At 28.5% G+C, this 15522-nt stretch carries 17 protein-coding genes and 1 pseudogene; 13 read left to right on the top strand and 5 right to left on the bottom strand.

The window, feature by feature from the left end; all coding sequences use genetic code 11:
• Nucleotides 1-9: 9 nt before the first annotated feature.
• Nucleotides 10-462, bottom strand: a complete 453-nt coding sequence (locus tag AVBRAN9333_RS05345) for a type II secretion system protein (protein ID WP_336609555.1) — start codon at nucleotides 460-462, stop codon at nucleotides 10-12.
• 275 nt (nucleotides 463-737) lie between these two features.
• On the opposite strand from AVBRAN9333_RS05345, the gene AVBRAN9333_RS05340 reads away from it, so the two are divergent.
• From AVBRAN9333_RS05340 to AVBRAN9333_RS05330, 3 genes are read left to right on the top strand one after another with little or no spacing between them, the layout of a single operon-like run.
• The gene (locus AVBRAN9333_RS05340; RefSeq protein ID WP_214117820.1) at nucleotides 738-1538 is read left to right on the top strand and encodes a ferritin-like domain-containing protein; all 801 of its coding nucleotides are present in this window, start codon (nucleotides 738-740) and stop codon (nucleotides 1536-1538) included.
• 1 nt (nucleotide 1539) lies between these two features.
• Nucleotides 1540-1779 (top strand): hypothetical protein, encoded by a 240-nt coding sequence (locus AVBRAN9333_RS05335; protein ID WP_214117819.1) that lies wholly within the window; start codon nucleotides 1540-1542, stop codon nucleotides 1777-1779.
• The gene (locus AVBRAN9333_RS05330; RefSeq protein ID WP_214142722.1) at nucleotides 1779-2147 is read left to right on the top strand and encodes a hypothetical protein; all 369 of its coding nucleotides are present in this window, start codon (nucleotides 1779-1781) and stop codon (nucleotides 2145-2147) included. Before AVBRAN9333_RS05335 ends, AVBRAN9333_RS05330 begins: the two co-directional genes overlap by 1 nt.
• Nucleotides 2148-2164: 17 nt before the next feature.
• On the opposite strand, the gene AVBRAN9333_RS05325 is transcribed toward AVBRAN9333_RS05330, so the two are convergent.
• The 3 genes from AVBRAN9333_RS05325 to AVBRAN9333_RS05315 are packed head-to-tail and all read right to left on the bottom strand — an operon-like array spanning nucleotide 2165 to nucleotide 4159.
• Entirely contained in the window at nucleotides 2165-2455 is a 291-nt protein-coding gene (locus AVBRAN9333_RS05325) for a hypothetical protein (RefSeq protein WP_214117817.1), read from the bottom strand.
• A gap of 1 nt (nucleotide 2456) precedes the next feature.
• Nucleotides 2457-3377: an SAM-dependent methyltransferase gene (locus tag AVBRAN9333_RS05320; protein ID WP_214117816.1), complete on the bottom strand. Its 921-nt coding sequence runs from the start codon at nucleotides 3375-3377 to the stop codon at nucleotides 2457-2459.
• Nucleotides 3374-4159 (bottom strand): M23 family metallopeptidase, encoded by a 786-nt coding sequence (locus tag AVBRAN9333_RS05315; protein ID WP_336606761.1) that lies wholly within the window; start codon nucleotides 4157-4159, stop codon nucleotides 3374-3376. Before AVBRAN9333_RS05315 ends, AVBRAN9333_RS05320 begins: the two co-directional genes overlap by 4 nt.
• A 150-nt stretch (nucleotides 4160-4309) precedes the next feature.
• On the opposite strand from AVBRAN9333_RS05315, the gene AVBRAN9333_RS05310 reads away from it, so the two are divergent.
• The 7 genes and pseudogenes from AVBRAN9333_RS05310 to AVBRAN9333_RS05280 all read left to right on the top strand — a co-directional run bounded on the left by AVBRAN9333_RS05310 (nucleotide 4310) and on the right by AVBRAN9333_RS05280 (nucleotide 10864).
• Nucleotides 4310-4612, top strand: coding sequence for an HMA2 domain-containing protein (locus tag AVBRAN9333_RS05310; RefSeq protein ID WP_336609554.1), 303 nt, complete (start codon nucleotides 4310-4312; stop codon nucleotides 4610-4612).
• Nucleotides 4605-5045 (top strand): hypothetical protein, encoded by a 441-nt coding sequence (locus AVBRAN9333_RS05305; protein ID WP_336609553.1) that lies wholly within the window; start codon nucleotides 4605-4607, stop codon nucleotides 5043-5045. The genes AVBRAN9333_RS05310 and AVBRAN9333_RS05305 overlap by 8 nt, the downstream gene beginning before the upstream one ends.
• 12 nt (nucleotides 5046-5057) lie before the next feature.
• Nucleotides 5058-5276 (top strand): hypothetical protein, encoded by a 219-nt coding sequence (locus AVBRAN9333_RS05300; protein ID WP_214117812.1) that lies wholly within the window; start codon nucleotides 5058-5060, stop codon nucleotides 5274-5276.
• A 5-nt stretch (nucleotides 5277-5281) separates the two neighbouring features.
• Nucleotides 5282-5866 (top strand): YtxH domain-containing protein, encoded by a 585-nt coding sequence (locus AVBRAN9333_RS05295; protein ID WP_214117811.1) that lies wholly within the window; start codon nucleotides 5282-5284, stop codon nucleotides 5864-5866.
• Complete coding sequence (locus AVBRAN9333_RS05290; protein WP_214117810.1) at nucleotides 5841-7916, top strand: heavy metal translocating P-type ATPase; 2076 nt, start codon at nucleotides 5841-5843, stop codon at nucleotides 7914-7916. Before AVBRAN9333_RS05295 ends, AVBRAN9333_RS05290 begins: the two co-directional genes overlap by 26 nt.
• A 128-nt stretch (nucleotides 7917-8044) precedes the next feature.
• Nucleotides 8045-9417, top strand: a pseudogene (locus AVBRAN9333_RS05285) (anaerobic C4-dicarboxylate transporter).
• 64 nt (nucleotides 9418-9481) lie between these two features.
• Nucleotides 9482-10864 carry a sodium-dependent transporter gene (locus AVBRAN9333_RS05280; RefSeq protein WP_214142724.1) on the top strand — a complete coding sequence of 461 codons (1383 nt, stop codon included), beginning with the start codon at nucleotides 9482-9484 and terminating at the stop codon, nucleotides 10862-10864.
• 40 nt (nucleotides 10865-10904) lie between these two features.
• Here AVBRAN9333_RS05280 and AVBRAN9333_RS05275 read toward each other — a convergent pair whose 3' ends face one another.
• Entirely contained in the window at nucleotides 10905-11261 is a 357-nt protein-coding gene (locus AVBRAN9333_RS05275; protein WP_336609552.1) for a hypothetical protein, read from the bottom strand.
• A 187-nt stretch (nucleotides 11262-11448) separates the two neighbouring features.
• Between AVBRAN9333_RS05275 and AVBRAN9333_RS05270 the strand changes: the two genes are divergently transcribed.
• Genes AVBRAN9333_RS05270 through AVBRAN9333_RS05260 form a run of 3 tightly spaced genes read left to right on the top strand, consistent with a single transcriptional unit; the run spans nucleotide 11449 to nucleotide 15520 of the window.
• Nucleotides 11449-13530 carry an FTR1 family iron permease gene (locus AVBRAN9333_RS05270; protein ID WP_214117806.1) on the top strand — a complete coding sequence of 694 codons (2082 nt, stop codon included), beginning with the start codon at nucleotides 11449-11451 and terminating at the stop codon, nucleotides 13528-13530.
• Nucleotides 13527-14063: an iron transporter gene (locus AVBRAN9333_RS05265; protein ID WP_214117805.1), complete on the top strand. Its 537-nt coding sequence runs from the start codon at nucleotides 13527-13529 to the stop codon at nucleotides 14061-14063. The genes AVBRAN9333_RS05270 and AVBRAN9333_RS05265 overlap by 4 nt, the downstream gene beginning before the upstream one ends.
• 59 nt (nucleotides 14064-14122) lie before the next feature.
• Nucleotides 14123-15520, top strand: a complete 1398-nt coding sequence (locus AVBRAN9333_RS05260) for a Fe-S-containing protein (protein ID WP_336609551.1) — start codon at nucleotides 14123-14125, stop codon at nucleotides 15518-15520.
• Nucleotides 15521-15522: the final 2 nt, after the last annotated feature.

Genomic DNA, 15522 nt, shown 5'->3' with positions numbered 1-15522 from the left:
AAAGTGAAATTAGAAAGAAATATTTCCGCCACCTAGTTTAATTTTATACCCATCACCAGTAGATACATAGGTTGATAATTTAGCATTACCTAGAATAGCAGCTATACTACTAACTTTATCAAATGAATCACAAATTGCATCAGTTATGTTAGCACCAGCTTTAATAACAACTTCACTTCCTGTATCAGGAGCTGTAATTGTTGCGCAAGTTTTACCTTTAATTTGGAATTCTCCATTTGTTCCTAAAGCAACATTAGTCATATCAGATAATTTTTTAGCAAACGAACCTTTAGCTGTGTAATAAGAAGTAATATCGCTTATTGCTGTTGAGAAATTGCTAGCTGCTTTAGCTATCTCTGCGTCATCTCTTGTAGCATTTAGTTTTGGAATTGCAACTGCTGCTAAAATTCCTAAAATTACGATTACGAAAATCAACTCAATCATTGTAAAGCCCTTTTTCATGGCTATCTCCTTAAAAAATAATTTCACTTTATTTACACAAATGTGAAATTAAAATCTATTAGATATATGAAAAATTCCATCGCAAAATCTAGCTAAATTAGACTTAGTTAAAATATTGATTTATTAATTTCGTAAAATAAAATCAAGATTTATAGACAATAAAAGAATTTAAATAGTATTTATTTAAATTCTTTTTAATAATCTTTGGTAAAACTATGTTTTTATCAAAGATTTTATAAAATAAAAAATCTCATTTATAAGCTTTAAGGACTAATATGAAAGATTATTCGCATACTTTATTTGATGTTTTGAGCGAGAGTGATTATGCTAAAAAATTAGCTAAATTTGATGATTTTTACGATGATTTTTTAAGCAATAACCTAGCTTATAATGAATACGAGCCTTTAGTTTTAGAAGAGCCAAGTTATGCAAAAAGCCTTGAGATTATTCACCCAACAAGGATTAAAAGACCAAAAGAACTAAGTTCTGATAATGCTTTAGCAAAGACCTTGCACCAAATAGCTCATATTGAATATTCAGCAATTGACCTTGCATTAGATGCTGCTTATAGATTTTATCATACCGGCGGGCTTTTGTTTGCGAGTGATTTTTTAGAAATAGCTAAAGAAGAATGCTTGCACTTTAGTCTATTAAACGACGCTTTAAATGAGCTAGGATATAAATACGGAGATTTTGGGGTGCATACTAATTTATTTGACGCTATGAGAGCTACTAATTCTAGTTTTAAGGTTAGAATGGGGGTTGTGCATAGGCATTTAGAAGCTTGTGGGCTTGATGCTAATCCTTTTGTGGTTAAAAAAATAAGCAGCACAAAACACCAAATAAAATCAAAATTATTAGAAGTTTTAAAAATCATCTTGCACGATGAAATAAGCCATGTAAATAAAGGCGATAGATGGTATAAAAACGCAGGTGGGACAAATGAGAATTTTTGTGATTTACTCTTAGAATACAAACACCTAATAAGACCTATTAAAAATATGAATGAAAACGCTAGAATTATGGCTGGATATACCCAAGATGAATTAGATGAAATAAAAAAGAATTTTAATTAATATGCTAGAGAAAATATCAAATCAAATATCAATTTTAAAAGACTTAGAACTAATTTATAATAATACTAAAATTAATTTTGCAAAAGGCTTTGAATTCGCCTTAGATTACGATGAATTATTAGCAAAATTAAATGATTATAATTTAGAAGAATTAGAGCAAATCTCAATTAATTTAGAATATTTGCAAAAAAATTATATAAATGAAATATTGTTTTTAGAAAATGCACTTAAGGATAAATAATGTTAATTTATGGATTAGATTATATAAAAAATCAATTTACAGCTTTAGAATTTGAATTAGGACTTAGTGTAAATAATGTAAGTTGTGTAAAATTTAGCGAAGAAATATTAGCAAAGCCAAATATTAAAAGAGCTATATTTTGCGATACTTTAAGTGAAGTTTTGCAATCAAATGCAGCACTTTGTGAATACATTATCCCAAATGCTAAAATCTTAAAAGACAGCGTATTTTTAGCAGAAAAATATTTATTTGATAGCAAGATTTTATCTTTTATAAAAGATACTAGCGATATTGAAAAAGCTGCTTTAATAGGTGTTGATGCGGTGCTTTTTTGCGATTTTAAAGACTGCAAGGATTATTATATTTAATCTAGGAATTTCCTAGATTAATTAGCAAAAATTCTAATCCCGACATCAATTACTACAAGTATTATTAATATACTTAATAAAGTAATTAATGCTGCGTTAGACTTAGGTTTTATCTCGCTTTTAGCTTTTTCAATTTTCTTTAATTTATCATTTAATTGATACTCAAATTTATTTTGCTCTTCGCTTAATTTTTTAATTTGTTCTTTTAACTCTTGATTTCTAGTTTTAAGCAAACTTGAAAGCTCGTTTTCTAATTCGTTGATAGTATTTGCATCAACTTTTATTAATTCTTTACTTGTTTTATCCATTTTAATCTCCTTTAATGTTTTTATTAAATTCTAAACAATGAAAATTATCGCTAAAGCCAAAAAATAGATATTTAATGGCATTTGCGTATTTAATATCGCTAAATTCATCTACTCCAAATTCCATCAAAGCTCTTGATTGTTTTTTAAAGCTATGTTTTAGATTAAGTTTATCAAAATAAAAGCACAATTCATCATAATTTACATTCCAAGTAATATCACAATTTGCAAATAATTCTTCTAAATTAGCGTTAAATGGGTCAATTAATTGATGATTTTTAAATATTCTTAAACTAAACTCATCATTTAAATATGTAGAAAAATAATCAAATGTTAAAAAATAAAATTCCTTACACTTCTTATCTAAAGCACTTAAAAAATCATATATCATAGGAGAAAATTCCAAGCGTTTTTCAAGTTTATCTTGTAAATATTCATAACTATTTTTATGCTCTTTAAAGATTATTTTGCCATTTTCAACGAAGCCAAATTTATGATTATCATAAAGCTCACAAGCAAAAGCGTCAAATAATTCATTTGCGATAAAAAAGGCATTATCACTACTAAAATCATCAAAATAATAATGTTTAAATTCCACATTCAAATTCTTTTTTTGTAAAGCCCTTAGATTGTCGTGTGGCTCTATGATTTTTACATTAATTTGCTTATAAATTTCAGGGCGTTTATCTTTTAAATATGTTAAAAAATCTTTTAATAAATACCCTTCATTTGCACCGATTTCTACTATATCAATAGGTAGTTTTAAAATCTTTTCATCAACTAAAAAAATAAATCTTTTAGCACACAAAAAGCCAAAAAGCTCTCCAACGCTAACAGCTGTATAAAAATCTCCATCTTTACCAACTTTTACACCTTTTTTATAATACTCTTTACTCCAAGTATCAAAATATTTGCTAAAAATCAATTAAAAGCCTTTGCGTTGAATTTATTTACAAAATCAAGTGGATCAACACTAACGCCTTTTATAGCAATTCCAAAATGAAGATGAGGTCCACTAACCCTGCCCGTATCTCCACTAAGTCCTATAATATCTGATTGTTTTACAAAATCACCCACTTTTACATTAATCTTGCTTAAATGATAATATTGCGAATAAACGCCGTATCCATGATCAATCACAACGCTACCACCTGAATAATATCTATCTTTTGCAATAACTACTACTCCATCATTACTAGCTGGAACGCTAACTCCAATTGCTGCTCTAAAATCAGTGCCTGAATGATAACTCTTAAGAGTGTTTTCAAACACCCTAGCACTTCCAAAAGGGCTTGTAATAACGCTATCTAAAGGGATTATGAAAGGCTTATTAATATATACTTTTTCGGTGCTTTTTGCATAGATTTTCACTGCTTCATCGTATTCTTTAGCAATTCTTTCTTGCAGCTTTTTGTTTGGCTTAATAATTGATGGCTTTGCAAGTTTAATTTGCTCTTTTTTATATTCTCCTTCAAGCACTTTAAGGCTATATTCTTGATTGTCTAAAGTAATATTTAAAGTTTTACCACTTGAGCGATAATTTGGGGCTAAAATTAATAAGGTTTTATTATTTATCGGATATTTTGTGTAAGTGATTTCGCTTTTACTAATTATTGGATTTTGAATGCTAATATCAACTTTACCATTTATTAGATTATTTGATAGCAAAAATGTTGTAAAAAATGAGATAAAAAATAATTTTTTCATAAAATTCCTTAGTAATTTAATATAGAAAAGATTAGCAAAATAGCATAAATATTGAGTTTTTGCCACTTTTTGATTATCATTATCTTATATATTTTATTTTATTTTAAGTTTTAGGGACTACAATCATTTTTGAAAACGAAAGGATTTTTAATGGATAAAGCTAAGGTTTTAAGTGAAGTTTTAGAATACATTACAATCACTCATCACACAAGTGGTAGATTAAGACTTGATATATCTAGCAAGATAAGAGAATTAAAAGACTTAGAAAACTACGACATTGATGAAGTTTTTAATCTAAAAGGGATTAATGAAGTTAAAGTTAATAAAATCTTAGGCAAGGTTACTATTTTATATGATGATAAAATCATATCAAAACAAAGCCTTGATAATTTAATCAATGCAAAAAACATTGATGAGATTAACCTAGCTTTAAAGGAGCTTAACATTGCTTGAGCTAAGATTTGAAAACCAAGAGTTTTTGCAAGAACTAGAAAACAGCGATATAAGAAGAGCTTTTGAGCTAGATTTAACTAGCATAAAATTATATGAGTATTATGCTAATTGCTTTAGTGATGGTATTTTAAAAGATATTTTAAATGCAAAAAAGCAATTAAATCAATTGTTAATTAGCGATAATAATGCTTTATTAGTTGAGTGCAGTTTAAATGATGCTTATTTGCTACTTTTAGCAAAAGAATTTGAAATCGTTCAAGCTTATAAAATAGCGGCTAATGTTTGCAAAGATGAAAAGCTAAAAGACCTTATTTTTAGACTTTGGGCTAGTTCGGTTAATGAGTATCAGGTGGCTTTAAGAAAAAGCCTTGCGACTAATGAATTTAATGTAGATTCTTTAGTTAGTAATTTTTTAAAAGATATTTTAAAATAAAGGAAGATTATCATGCCAATTCCATTCATATTAGGTGCAGCATTAGGCGTAGCTGCAGTGACAATTTATAATAAAAAAGATAGTATTAAAAAAAGTATAAGTGAGTTTAATTCTCAAGATTTTGCAAAAAGTGCAGGAAAAATGACAGAAAATGCAATTTTAAAAATCTCAAAACTTAAACCTTGTTGCAAATGCGAGAAAGAAGTAGCTAAAAAAAGCTCTAAGAAGTAAAAATTATGCTTACATCAAATAGGGTTCCGAGTGATCATTTATTAAGCTCTAGTCTTAATAATTTTTTTACAACTCAAGATTTAAAAGCAAGTTTAAAGGTAGGAGTTACTAGCTATTTTGCAATTAAAACAAGCAATGATATAGCTAGGAAAGATTATAAAAACGCAATAGTTTCTGGAATTAGTGGAATTTTAATTAATCAATTTTTAGGAGAAAATAAAATGACAAATAATAATAATCCATATTTAAACAATAATCAAAATTACAATGTTAATCAAGGATATAATAATCAAAATTATTCTTATAATCCATATTTAAATAATGTTTCAAACAATAATTTAAATAATACAGCAAACAATAATCAAAATACAGGCTTTTTAAGTTCGCTAACAACTCAAGGAACAGGGCTTTTTGGCTCTCCTTTAGTAAAAGGAATTTTAATTGGTGCTGCGGTTACTTATTTATTAAGCAATAAAGATGCAAAAGATACTTTAGCAAAAGGTGTTGCAAAAATTCAAAGTTTTGCTAGTGCTGCTATTGAAGAATTTAAAGAGCAAGTAGAAGATGCAAAAGCTTCAATGCAAGAATAATTGTAAGGTTATTCATCACTCTAAAAATCGTCTTAGAATTAGGCTAAATACGCTTAATAATCTAAGCGATAATCATTTATTAGTAAGTGAGTTTAATCTTAATTTTTCTGGTGTTTTTGTAAGTGTTAATAATGCTTCAAAAAGTTTAGTTTTTACAAGTTCAAAAGAAATTGATAATAATTTAGCTCAAAAAATATTAGATTTTTTTAGCACTTATGAAATTAAGCAATTAAAAAAAGCAAAAGAAACTCCAAGTAAGGCTATGATTTATTCATCTATTTTAGCTTTAGCAAATAGCTATAAAACAAGCCCTATTTATGATGGTTTTGTTTCTAGTGCAACTGCATTGCCTTTATTAAAAGAAGGAACTTTAGAACTTATTGAAAATGGTTTAACTTCAAAAGTATTAGAAGCAGCAGCGGTAGGAGTTTCTTTATATAGAAAAGATTATAAAGCAGCAAATAGCACTAATTTAATGCTAAATATTGGCGAATATATTGAAGAAAGCGTAGTGGCAAAAAGTGATGATTTGATAAAAGAACTAGCAAAACCACAAATAACTCACGCTTGGGTAGAAGTTAATCAAGAGCTTGTTAAAAAAAGTGCAAAAGATTTGGTAGTAGGGGATATTGTAGTGGTATCTCAAGGAGATAATATAGCGGTTGATGGTTATATTGTTGATGGGATTGCTAGTATTAATCAAGTTTCTATGACAGGAGAAGCCCAAGCAGTTACTAAAAGTCGTGGAGATAGGGTTTTAAGTGGAACCGTGGTAGTTGAAGGTCGTATTAAAATATGGGCTGAAAGCGTTGGAGAAAATACATCAACGGCTAAGATTTTACATTATATGAAAGATTGCTTAGAAGAAAAATCAAAAATAGGGCAAAAAGCTTATAAATTAGCAGATAGTTTAGTGCCTGTTACTTTAGGACTTGCTGGACTTGCATATTTATATAAAGGAAGTGCAGCGATGGCTAGTGTGCTTCAAGCTGATTATTCTTGTGCTTTAAAATTAGCAACTCCTGTGGCATTTAAAAGTGCTATTTCTTATGCAGGAAGAAGACAGATATTGCTTAAAGGTAGCACTGCTTTAGAGAATTTAAGCTCGGTTGATACTTTTGTATTTGATAAAACAGGCACATTAACTTATGGAGATTTAAAAGTTGAAAGCGTTCATGTATTTAGTCCAAAATATGATGAAAAAACCTTACTAAATCTTAGTGCAAGTGCTGAAGAGCATTATTTTCACCCTGTTGCAGAAGCTATAGTAAAGGCTGCTAAAGAGCGTGGATTTTCTCATATTAATCACGGAGAAGTGGAGTTTATAGTAGCACACGGCGTTAAAACTAGCATTGATAATGAAGAAGTAATAATTGGCTCAAGGCACTTTTTAGAAGATGATGAAGGTGTTGATTTTTCTAGGGCTAATGCAAATATTAAAGAACTTTTAGATAAAGGCTTAACTCTTTTATATGTAGCAAAATCTAAAGAATTATTAGGCGTAATTGCTATGAAAGATGAAATTAGAAGCAATGCTAAAGAAGTCTTAGCAAAGCTTAAGCAAAACGGCGTAAAAGAATTAGTAATGCTAACAGGCGATATTGAAAGTAGGGCTTTAGAAGTTGCAAAAGAACTTGGAATTGATAAGGTTTATGCAGAGCTTTTACCACAAGATAAAGCAAATATTTTAGCAAGTTTAAAAGCACAAGGCAAAAAAGTAGCCTTTATAGGCGATGGTATAAATGACGCTCCGTCGTTAGTTCAGGCTGATGTTGGAATTTCTATGCAAAAAGGTGCTGATTTAGCAAAAGCTAGTGCTGATATTGGATTACTAAGAGATGATTTTGCTTGTATTTTAGAAGCAAAAGTTATAGCTAATGAAACTATGAAAAAAATTGATAAAAACTTTAGCACAACGGTATGGGTTAATTCATTCATATTAGGTGCTGCAACACTTGGTTTATTAAGCCCAGCAGCTACTGCATTTGCTCATAATGGCACAACTATTGGCTTATTGGCTAATGCTATAAAACATAAGCAATTATTTTAAATTATATTAGGAATTTGATTTTAAATTCCTAATTTTTCTTTTTAATTATTCTTTAAAATTTAAATATTTTAATTTTTATAAAACATTAAAATAATTATGTGTAAAATTGGCATTTTAAAGGAGTTAAAATGAAAAACAAATATGTTTGGATTGTTGTAGCGATTTGCTTTTTGCTTTTTGCGAATGTTGTTGGATTTTTGGATTTAGCCATAGTTTTAGCGGCTATATTTTTAGGCGTTAGACTTGGTGGAATTGCGATTGGCTATACTGGTGGGATTGGAGTTATTTTATTAGGTATTTTGTGTGGTATAAAACCAGGCGAAATTCCAACTTCGGTAATTTTAATCATTATGTCAGTAATTGCAGCAATTTCGGCTATGCAATTAGCAGGCGGGCTTGATTATTTGGTGCATATTGCTGAAAAAATACTTAGGAAAAATCCTAAAAAAATCAATTATTTAGCTCCTAGTATTACTTATTTTTTAACTATTTTAGCAGGGACAGGGCATACTGCGTTTTCTATGATACCAGTAATTGTTGAGGTTGCAAAAGAGCAAAATATTAAGCCAAAAGCTCCACTTAGCCTTGCAGTTGTATCAAGTCAAATAGCAATTACTGCAAGTCCTGTTAGTGCAGCTGTTGTTTATCTTAGCGGTGTGCTTGAGCCTTTTGGGTATTCTTATTTAACATTATTAAGCATTTGGATAGGTAGCACTTATTTAGCTTGTATGCTTAGTGCTTTTTTGGTAACTAAGTTTTCAAATCTTGATTTAAGTTCTGATGAGTATTATCAAGAATTACTTAAAAAAGGCGAAATAGCAAAAAACAAAGCACTCAAAAAGAGATTATTAAAGGTGCTAAGACTAGCGTTGTGATTTTTGTTATCGGTGTTTTAGCTGTTGTTTGTTATGCGACTTATATTTCAGGCTTAAAAGCTGATGAGATAATTATTCCAAGAGATAGTGCTATTATGTGCGTAATGCTTAGCATTGCTACTTTTATTGTATTAAGCACTAAAATCAATACTTCAAAAATCATTGAAACAAGTGTATTTAAGAGCGGTATGAATGCTTGTGTTTGTGTTTTAGGTGTTGCGTGGCTAGGAGATACTTATGTAAGCGCTCATAGTAATGAAATAAAAGAATTTGCTAAAGGCTTAGTAGAACAATATCAATTCTTATTAGCTTTTGCCTTTTTCTTTGCTAGTATGCTTTTATATTCTCAAACAGCAACTGCTAAAGCAATAGTTCCATCAGTAATTGTTGCACTTGCATTAAATGAAAACCCAGAAAACGCAAAAATAATCATCGCTTCTTTTGCAGCAGTTTCAGCACTCTTTGTGTTACCAACTTACCCAACATTACTTGGTGCGGTTGGAATGGATGATACAAAAACTACTAGGATAGGAAAGTATGTATTTAACCATTCTTTCTTTATTCCAGGCGTTTTAATGATTGCTTTAAGCGTTGCTTTAGGATTTTTATTTGTGAAATTTATTTAAAAAAAACTTGAAATTATCATTATTTTTTGTATAAAATGTATCCTTTTTCAAAAAAGGATACATTATGAAACGACTTACTTGGAGTAATAGACTTACATATATTTTAACCGTTGCAGGTGCTACTATTGGATTTGGAGCTACTTGGAGATTTCCTTATATGGTAGGAGAAAATGGTGGTGGTGCTTATGTTTTATTATTTATAATAGCTATGTTTTTAGTCGGTGTTCCTATTATCTTAGTGGAAAATATAATAGGCAGAAGAATGCATAAAAATAGCGTTGATTGTTTTAGTAAAAAATGGCAATTTGTTGGGTATTTAGGGCTATTTGGAAGCTATGCGATTATGGCTTATTATATGGTTTTAGGTGCTTGGGTAATTAGCTATATTGTTAATATTATTATGTCTATGTTTAATTTAGGCGGGCTTGATTTAACTTCAGTAATTACAGCAGAGCAAACTAGCTTACATTATCAAAAAAATATAGAAAATGACCCTTTAATGATAGGAATTTATACATTTATTTTTGTATTTATTAATTGGATTATTTTAAGGCGTGGAGTTATTGATGGAATTGAGCGTTCTGTTAAGTATCTAATGCCGCTTTTGTTTTTATGTCTTATTGCTATGGTTATTAGAAATGTTACTTTAGATGGGGCAATTGAAGGGATTAAGTTTTATTTATATCCTGATTTTAGCAAGATTACACCTAGTATATTTTTATATGTTATAGGACAAGTATTTTTTGCTTTATCGCTTGGATTTGGGGTTATGATTACATTATCAAGTTACCTTGATAAAGGCGAGGATTTATTAAAAACAGCAATTATTACAGGTATTGTAAATACTCTTGTAGCGGTTTTAGCAGGATTTATGATATTTCCTTCTTTATTTTCTTTTGGATTAAGTCCTGATGCTGGTCCATCATTAGTATTTAAAACCTTACCAATAGTGTTTTCTCATATGCATTTTGGGGATTTCTTTGCTATAGTGTTTTTTGTTTTATTATTAACAGCTGCACTTACTACGAGTTTGCCTATTTATCAAGTAATTATTTCTGTATTAGAAGAAAAATTTAAAATCTCAAAAAATACAGCGATTAATTTAGTTTTAGGTGGAATTTTTATATTAGGAAATATTCCTGCTTTATTAAGTTATGGAGTGCTTGATAATGTTTTAATTTATGGAAGAAATATTTTTGATACATTTGATTTTATTAGTGGAAATATTTTATTTGTAATTACAGCTTTACTTTGTGTAATTTATGTTGCTTTTGTTTTAGGTAAAGATGAAGCTTTAAGAGAAATTAGCAATAATTATGAACTTAAAAATCCACTTTATAAAGCTTGGTTTTATTATATAAAATATTTTATTCCTATTGTAATTATTGTAATTTTTATAAGTGGTTTTGAGAATTTAAAATCATATATTTTGGGATTTTTTAATTAAATATTTTACGATTTAGCATTAGCTAAATCGTAAGTATAAATTATTTTTTGTTTTCTACTTTTTCTTTTTTGTTGTGTTTTGATTTTTTAGCTTCTTTACTTTTTTTATTTTTCTTAGCTTCTTTTTTTGCCTTTTTAATTTCTTCTTTTGTTTGTTTTACTTCTTCTTTAACTACTTCTTTTTTTTCTTCTACTTTATCGCTAACTTGTTTTACCACTTCTTCTTTAGCTTTTATTTCTTCTACTACCTTTTGCTCACTTTTTTCTAGTATTTTTTCAGCTTTTGCGCCATTGATACATTCAGCACTTTTGCAATCTAAAACATCAACTGCAGGAATTTCAGCAGCACATAAATTAAGGCCTATAAAGGCAACTAATGACAAACATACTTTTTTCATTTTTATCTCCTTTTAAAAAAGTCGCGAAATTGTAGGAGCGAATTATTAAAAATGGTTAATAAGAATAAATTATTTTTATCAACATTAATTCTAATTGATAATAATGAAAAAAATAATAAGTATCATTTAGATTTTATTTATTTATAACTCATACAATAATGAGTAAAATTATTATAAAGGTTATCTTGTGAAAAAAATATTTTTGCTTATTTTTGCTATTTGTATATCTTTAATAGCTAGAGATGATGTTGATTATTTCAAGGAAAAAGATTTAATTATAGAAAAGCTAAATAAAGGTTTAGAAGCCTATAAAAAAGGTGATGCAAAAACTGCAAGACAACTTGCAAGTGAAGCTTATTTTCAACATTTTGAAAATATGGAAGGTCCTATTGGAAGAAATATTGGTAGAAAAGGCTATTTGATGGAGAGAAAATTTACCAATCTTCGTGGTTATTATGGGCGTGGAGAAAATATAGGCAAAATTGAAGCTTTAATAGATGGTTTGATATTTGATTTAGAAGAAGTAACGCCAGTTATACAAAATGGCTTTAAAATAGTTGCAGTAGCGTCTGATCCAAATTATGATAAAGCAAAAGCTGAAATGAATGCAAGAGAGAATTTGTTGAAAACTTGCATTGAAGGTGAGATGATGTTTGGAGCAGATGAAAATAGTGCAAAAACTAAATGTGAAGAACAAAAAGCAGCAGAATTAGCCCATCTTAGCAAAGAAGCAAGTGGAGAAATCACAAAACCAACTATGCAAAAAGAAGTTTATGATAGTTTAGAAGACCTTCAAGCAGCAGCTGCGATTGACCCGAAATTACAATATGTATATGATTTATTAAGTGAGAAATTTGACGAAGCTATTCAATACAATAAGCAAGGAGAATTTACAAAAGCAGCTGATACAATTGGCGTTGCAAGAGAAGAAATATATATAAATACAAATATTGAAATTCTAATAAATGCAACAAAAAATCTTAATATGAGAAGCAAGTTAAGAAGTTTTGGCAGTGATATTCGCGAAGGAAAAGTAACTGAAAGCGATATGAGAGCTAGAAGTGAAGAGATATTAGATTCTATATTTGATGTAATGACTAAAATAGATGCTAGTAATTTAGATAAATTAAAATTAGTTGGATATGTTGATGAGACTAAGAATGTAGATTATACTCAAGTTGCAACTGATATTAAAATAGCTTTAAATAAAATAGTTCAAGACTATGAAACAATGGGAGAAAAAGCAAGTATTGATGCTCTTCAAAATATATATTTAGACATTTTTGAAGCAAAAGGAATGGAGAGTAAAATTGGTGCTGTTAATTCAAATATAAAGCTTGAAATAGAAGCAAAATTTACTAAAGGAACAGCACTAATTAAAAGTAAGGCTTCTAAAGATGAGTTAATTGCTAATTTTGATGAATTAAATAAATTAATTGAAAGTCAGTTAGATAAAATCAATGATACAAGTGTTTGGTTTTTATTTATATCATCACTTACTATTATTTTAAGAGAAGGTTTAGAAGCTTTAATAATAGTAGTTGCAATAATTTCATATATTATTCAAAGCGGTAATAAAGACAGATTAAATATAGCTTATTCAGCACTTGGTAGTGGTGTTGTTTTATCGTTTATCACTGCTTTTATAGTTTCATATTTTATTAAAAATTCAGGACAAAGTAGAGAGCTAATAGAAGGTGTAACAATGCTAATTGCTGTTGTTTTATTATTTTATGTTGGCTTTTGGCTACTTAGTAATGCAAGAAATAAAAAATATGCAAGTAATTTAAAAGAGCAAGCAAGATTAGCTATTACAAATGGCAGTGCTAAAACATTATGGTGGACCGTGTTTTTAGCAGTATTTAGAGAAGGTGCTGAAACAATATTGTTTTATCAAGCATTATTGATTGATTCTGGTTCTAGTGCTGGACTTAGTGCTGTTTTAGGTGGTTTAGCTCTTGGTATTGTTATATTAGTAGTTTTATATTTCTTACTTAAAGCTGGTGCAATTAGAATTCCTATAAAACAATTTTTCTTAATAACCTCAATTATTATTTTTTATATGTGTTTTGCTTTTACAGGCAAAGGGATTATGGAACTTGTTGAGGGCAAGGTCTTAACTCCACATCTCATACCAATGCAATTTGAAAGCATTACTTGGTTAGGATTATATCCTTATTATGAGAGCTTAATTTTACAGGCAATAATCCTCGTCCTATTAATAGGAGGAGTTGTTTATATGCAAATCAAATCAAAGGAGAAACAATGAAAAAATCATTGCTTAGTTTAGTAGCAGGTGCTTTTTTAGCGTCTTCAGTGTTTGCAGGAGAAGTTGAAATTCCTACAATTGATGGTGCAGAAAGCTATAAATTACACGGAATGGAAATAGCAGCTGTGTATCTTCAACCAATTGAAATGGAACCAAGAGGTATTGATTTAGCAGCGTCTTTAGCTGATATTCACTTAGAAGCTGACATTCACGCTCTTAAAGAAAATCCAAATGGTTTTCCTGAAGGTTTTTGGATGCCATATCTTACAATTGGCTATAAATTAACTAACCTTGATAATGGTAAAACAAAAGTTGGAAAACTTATGCCAATGGTAGCTGATGATGGTCCTCACTATGGTGCAAATATTAAAATGGATACAGGAATTGGTAATTATGAATTAGAATTTGTAATTGATAATCCTGAAAAACAAGGTTTTGGTCGCCACGTAGATAAAGAAACAGGTGTTGGCGAGTGGTTTGATACATTTAACGTTAAATACAAATTCAAATACACAGGAACACCTGATAAATAAAACTTAAAATATAGAAAGCTTAGGCTTTCTATAAAAAATATACAAAAATAAGGACAATAATGAGTATATATTTTGTGCATATATTTTTAGAGTGCTTTTTAGTTAGTTTTTTTACAGCTTTTTATGCTAAAAATTCATCATTAAAATTAAATATTATTTTTACTTTAGTTGGTTTTATTTTTGGATATATTTTATTTTATATATTCCACTATGAAAAAGTAGATAGAATAGGGGTATTAACAGCTAATATAATTTTATTAGTTACTTTATTTTTTAGCTTAATTAAATTAGTAATTTTTAAAAATAATTCTTTATTTGCTTATATATTAAGCTTTTTTATATCTTTAGCAGCTTCTTTAAAATACTTTTTATTGTCAGTTGCTTATCCTATATTTTCATCAAGTTTGTTAGATACTCAAGGGATTTTAAATTTTGGCTTTATTTTATTAGCTATTTTTATTTGTATTATTTTTTATATTAATTTTCTTTTTGCTAATTCAAATTCATTTTCAAAATCAAGAATTTGTATTTATGTAATTTTTGCAATTATGTTTTTAAATACTGCTTTTGCTGAGATTATGTATTATTTAATTAGAATTGGAGTTAGTGATAGCTCTATTTTGCTTAGTTATATTACTAAGAGTAGATATTATGCCGAGTTTTATTATTATATCTGCTTGATTTTAGGTATTGTTTATGTTGGCACTTGCTTAAAAAATAGACCAAAATATAGAGAAAAAGCTTGTGATTTTGACATAGAATATAGAAAAAATATCGCAAAAACTTTTAGTATAAATTCTCATTTTACTATTCATTTTATATTAAGTATTAGTGCTGCTTTAGTTATGTTATTTTATGATTTAGTAGATTCTAAACCTATTCAAGTTGATGAGCCAAAAATCATTACTCCTAAAAATAAAGATTATTTTGAATTTGATGCTAAAGATATTCAAGATGGTAAATTGTATCGCTATGCTTATATTTCTAGTTCTGGTAAGGAAATTAGATTTTTTATAATTAATCGCCACGCAGGTAAGCAAACTCCTGTAGTAGTATTTGATGCTTGTAGTATTTGTGGGGATAATGGCTATGTTATGAAAAATAATGAATTATTATGTGTAGCTTGTAATGTTAGGATATTTTTACCTAGCGTAGGTAAAGAAGGTGGTTGCAATCCAATTCCTTTAAAATTTGAAGTTATCAATGATAAGATAATTGTAAAAGTAAAAGATATATTAGGTGGGGAAAACTATTTTAGTAAAGTAGTTGAAATGCAAGTTCAAGACCCAGTAAATAAAGAAAAATTTCTAAACACAAAAGCTAAGAAAACCTATATTTATAATGGTATTAGCTATTATTTTAATTCTGATGAAAGTTATCAAGAATTTAAAAAAGACCCATCAAAATTTGTAAGCTCAAGTGATAAAGCTTTATTTTTGATTGAAAGAAGAAGTTAGGA

The organism is Campylobacter sp. RM9333, assembly GCF_020137705.1.
Taxonomy (GTDB): domain Bacteria; phylum Campylobacterota; class Campylobacteria; order Campylobacterales; family Campylobacteraceae; genus Campylobacter_E.
The sequence above is the reverse complement of the archived record's forward strand: the minus strand, read 5'-3'. Positions and strand labels throughout refer to the sequence as shown.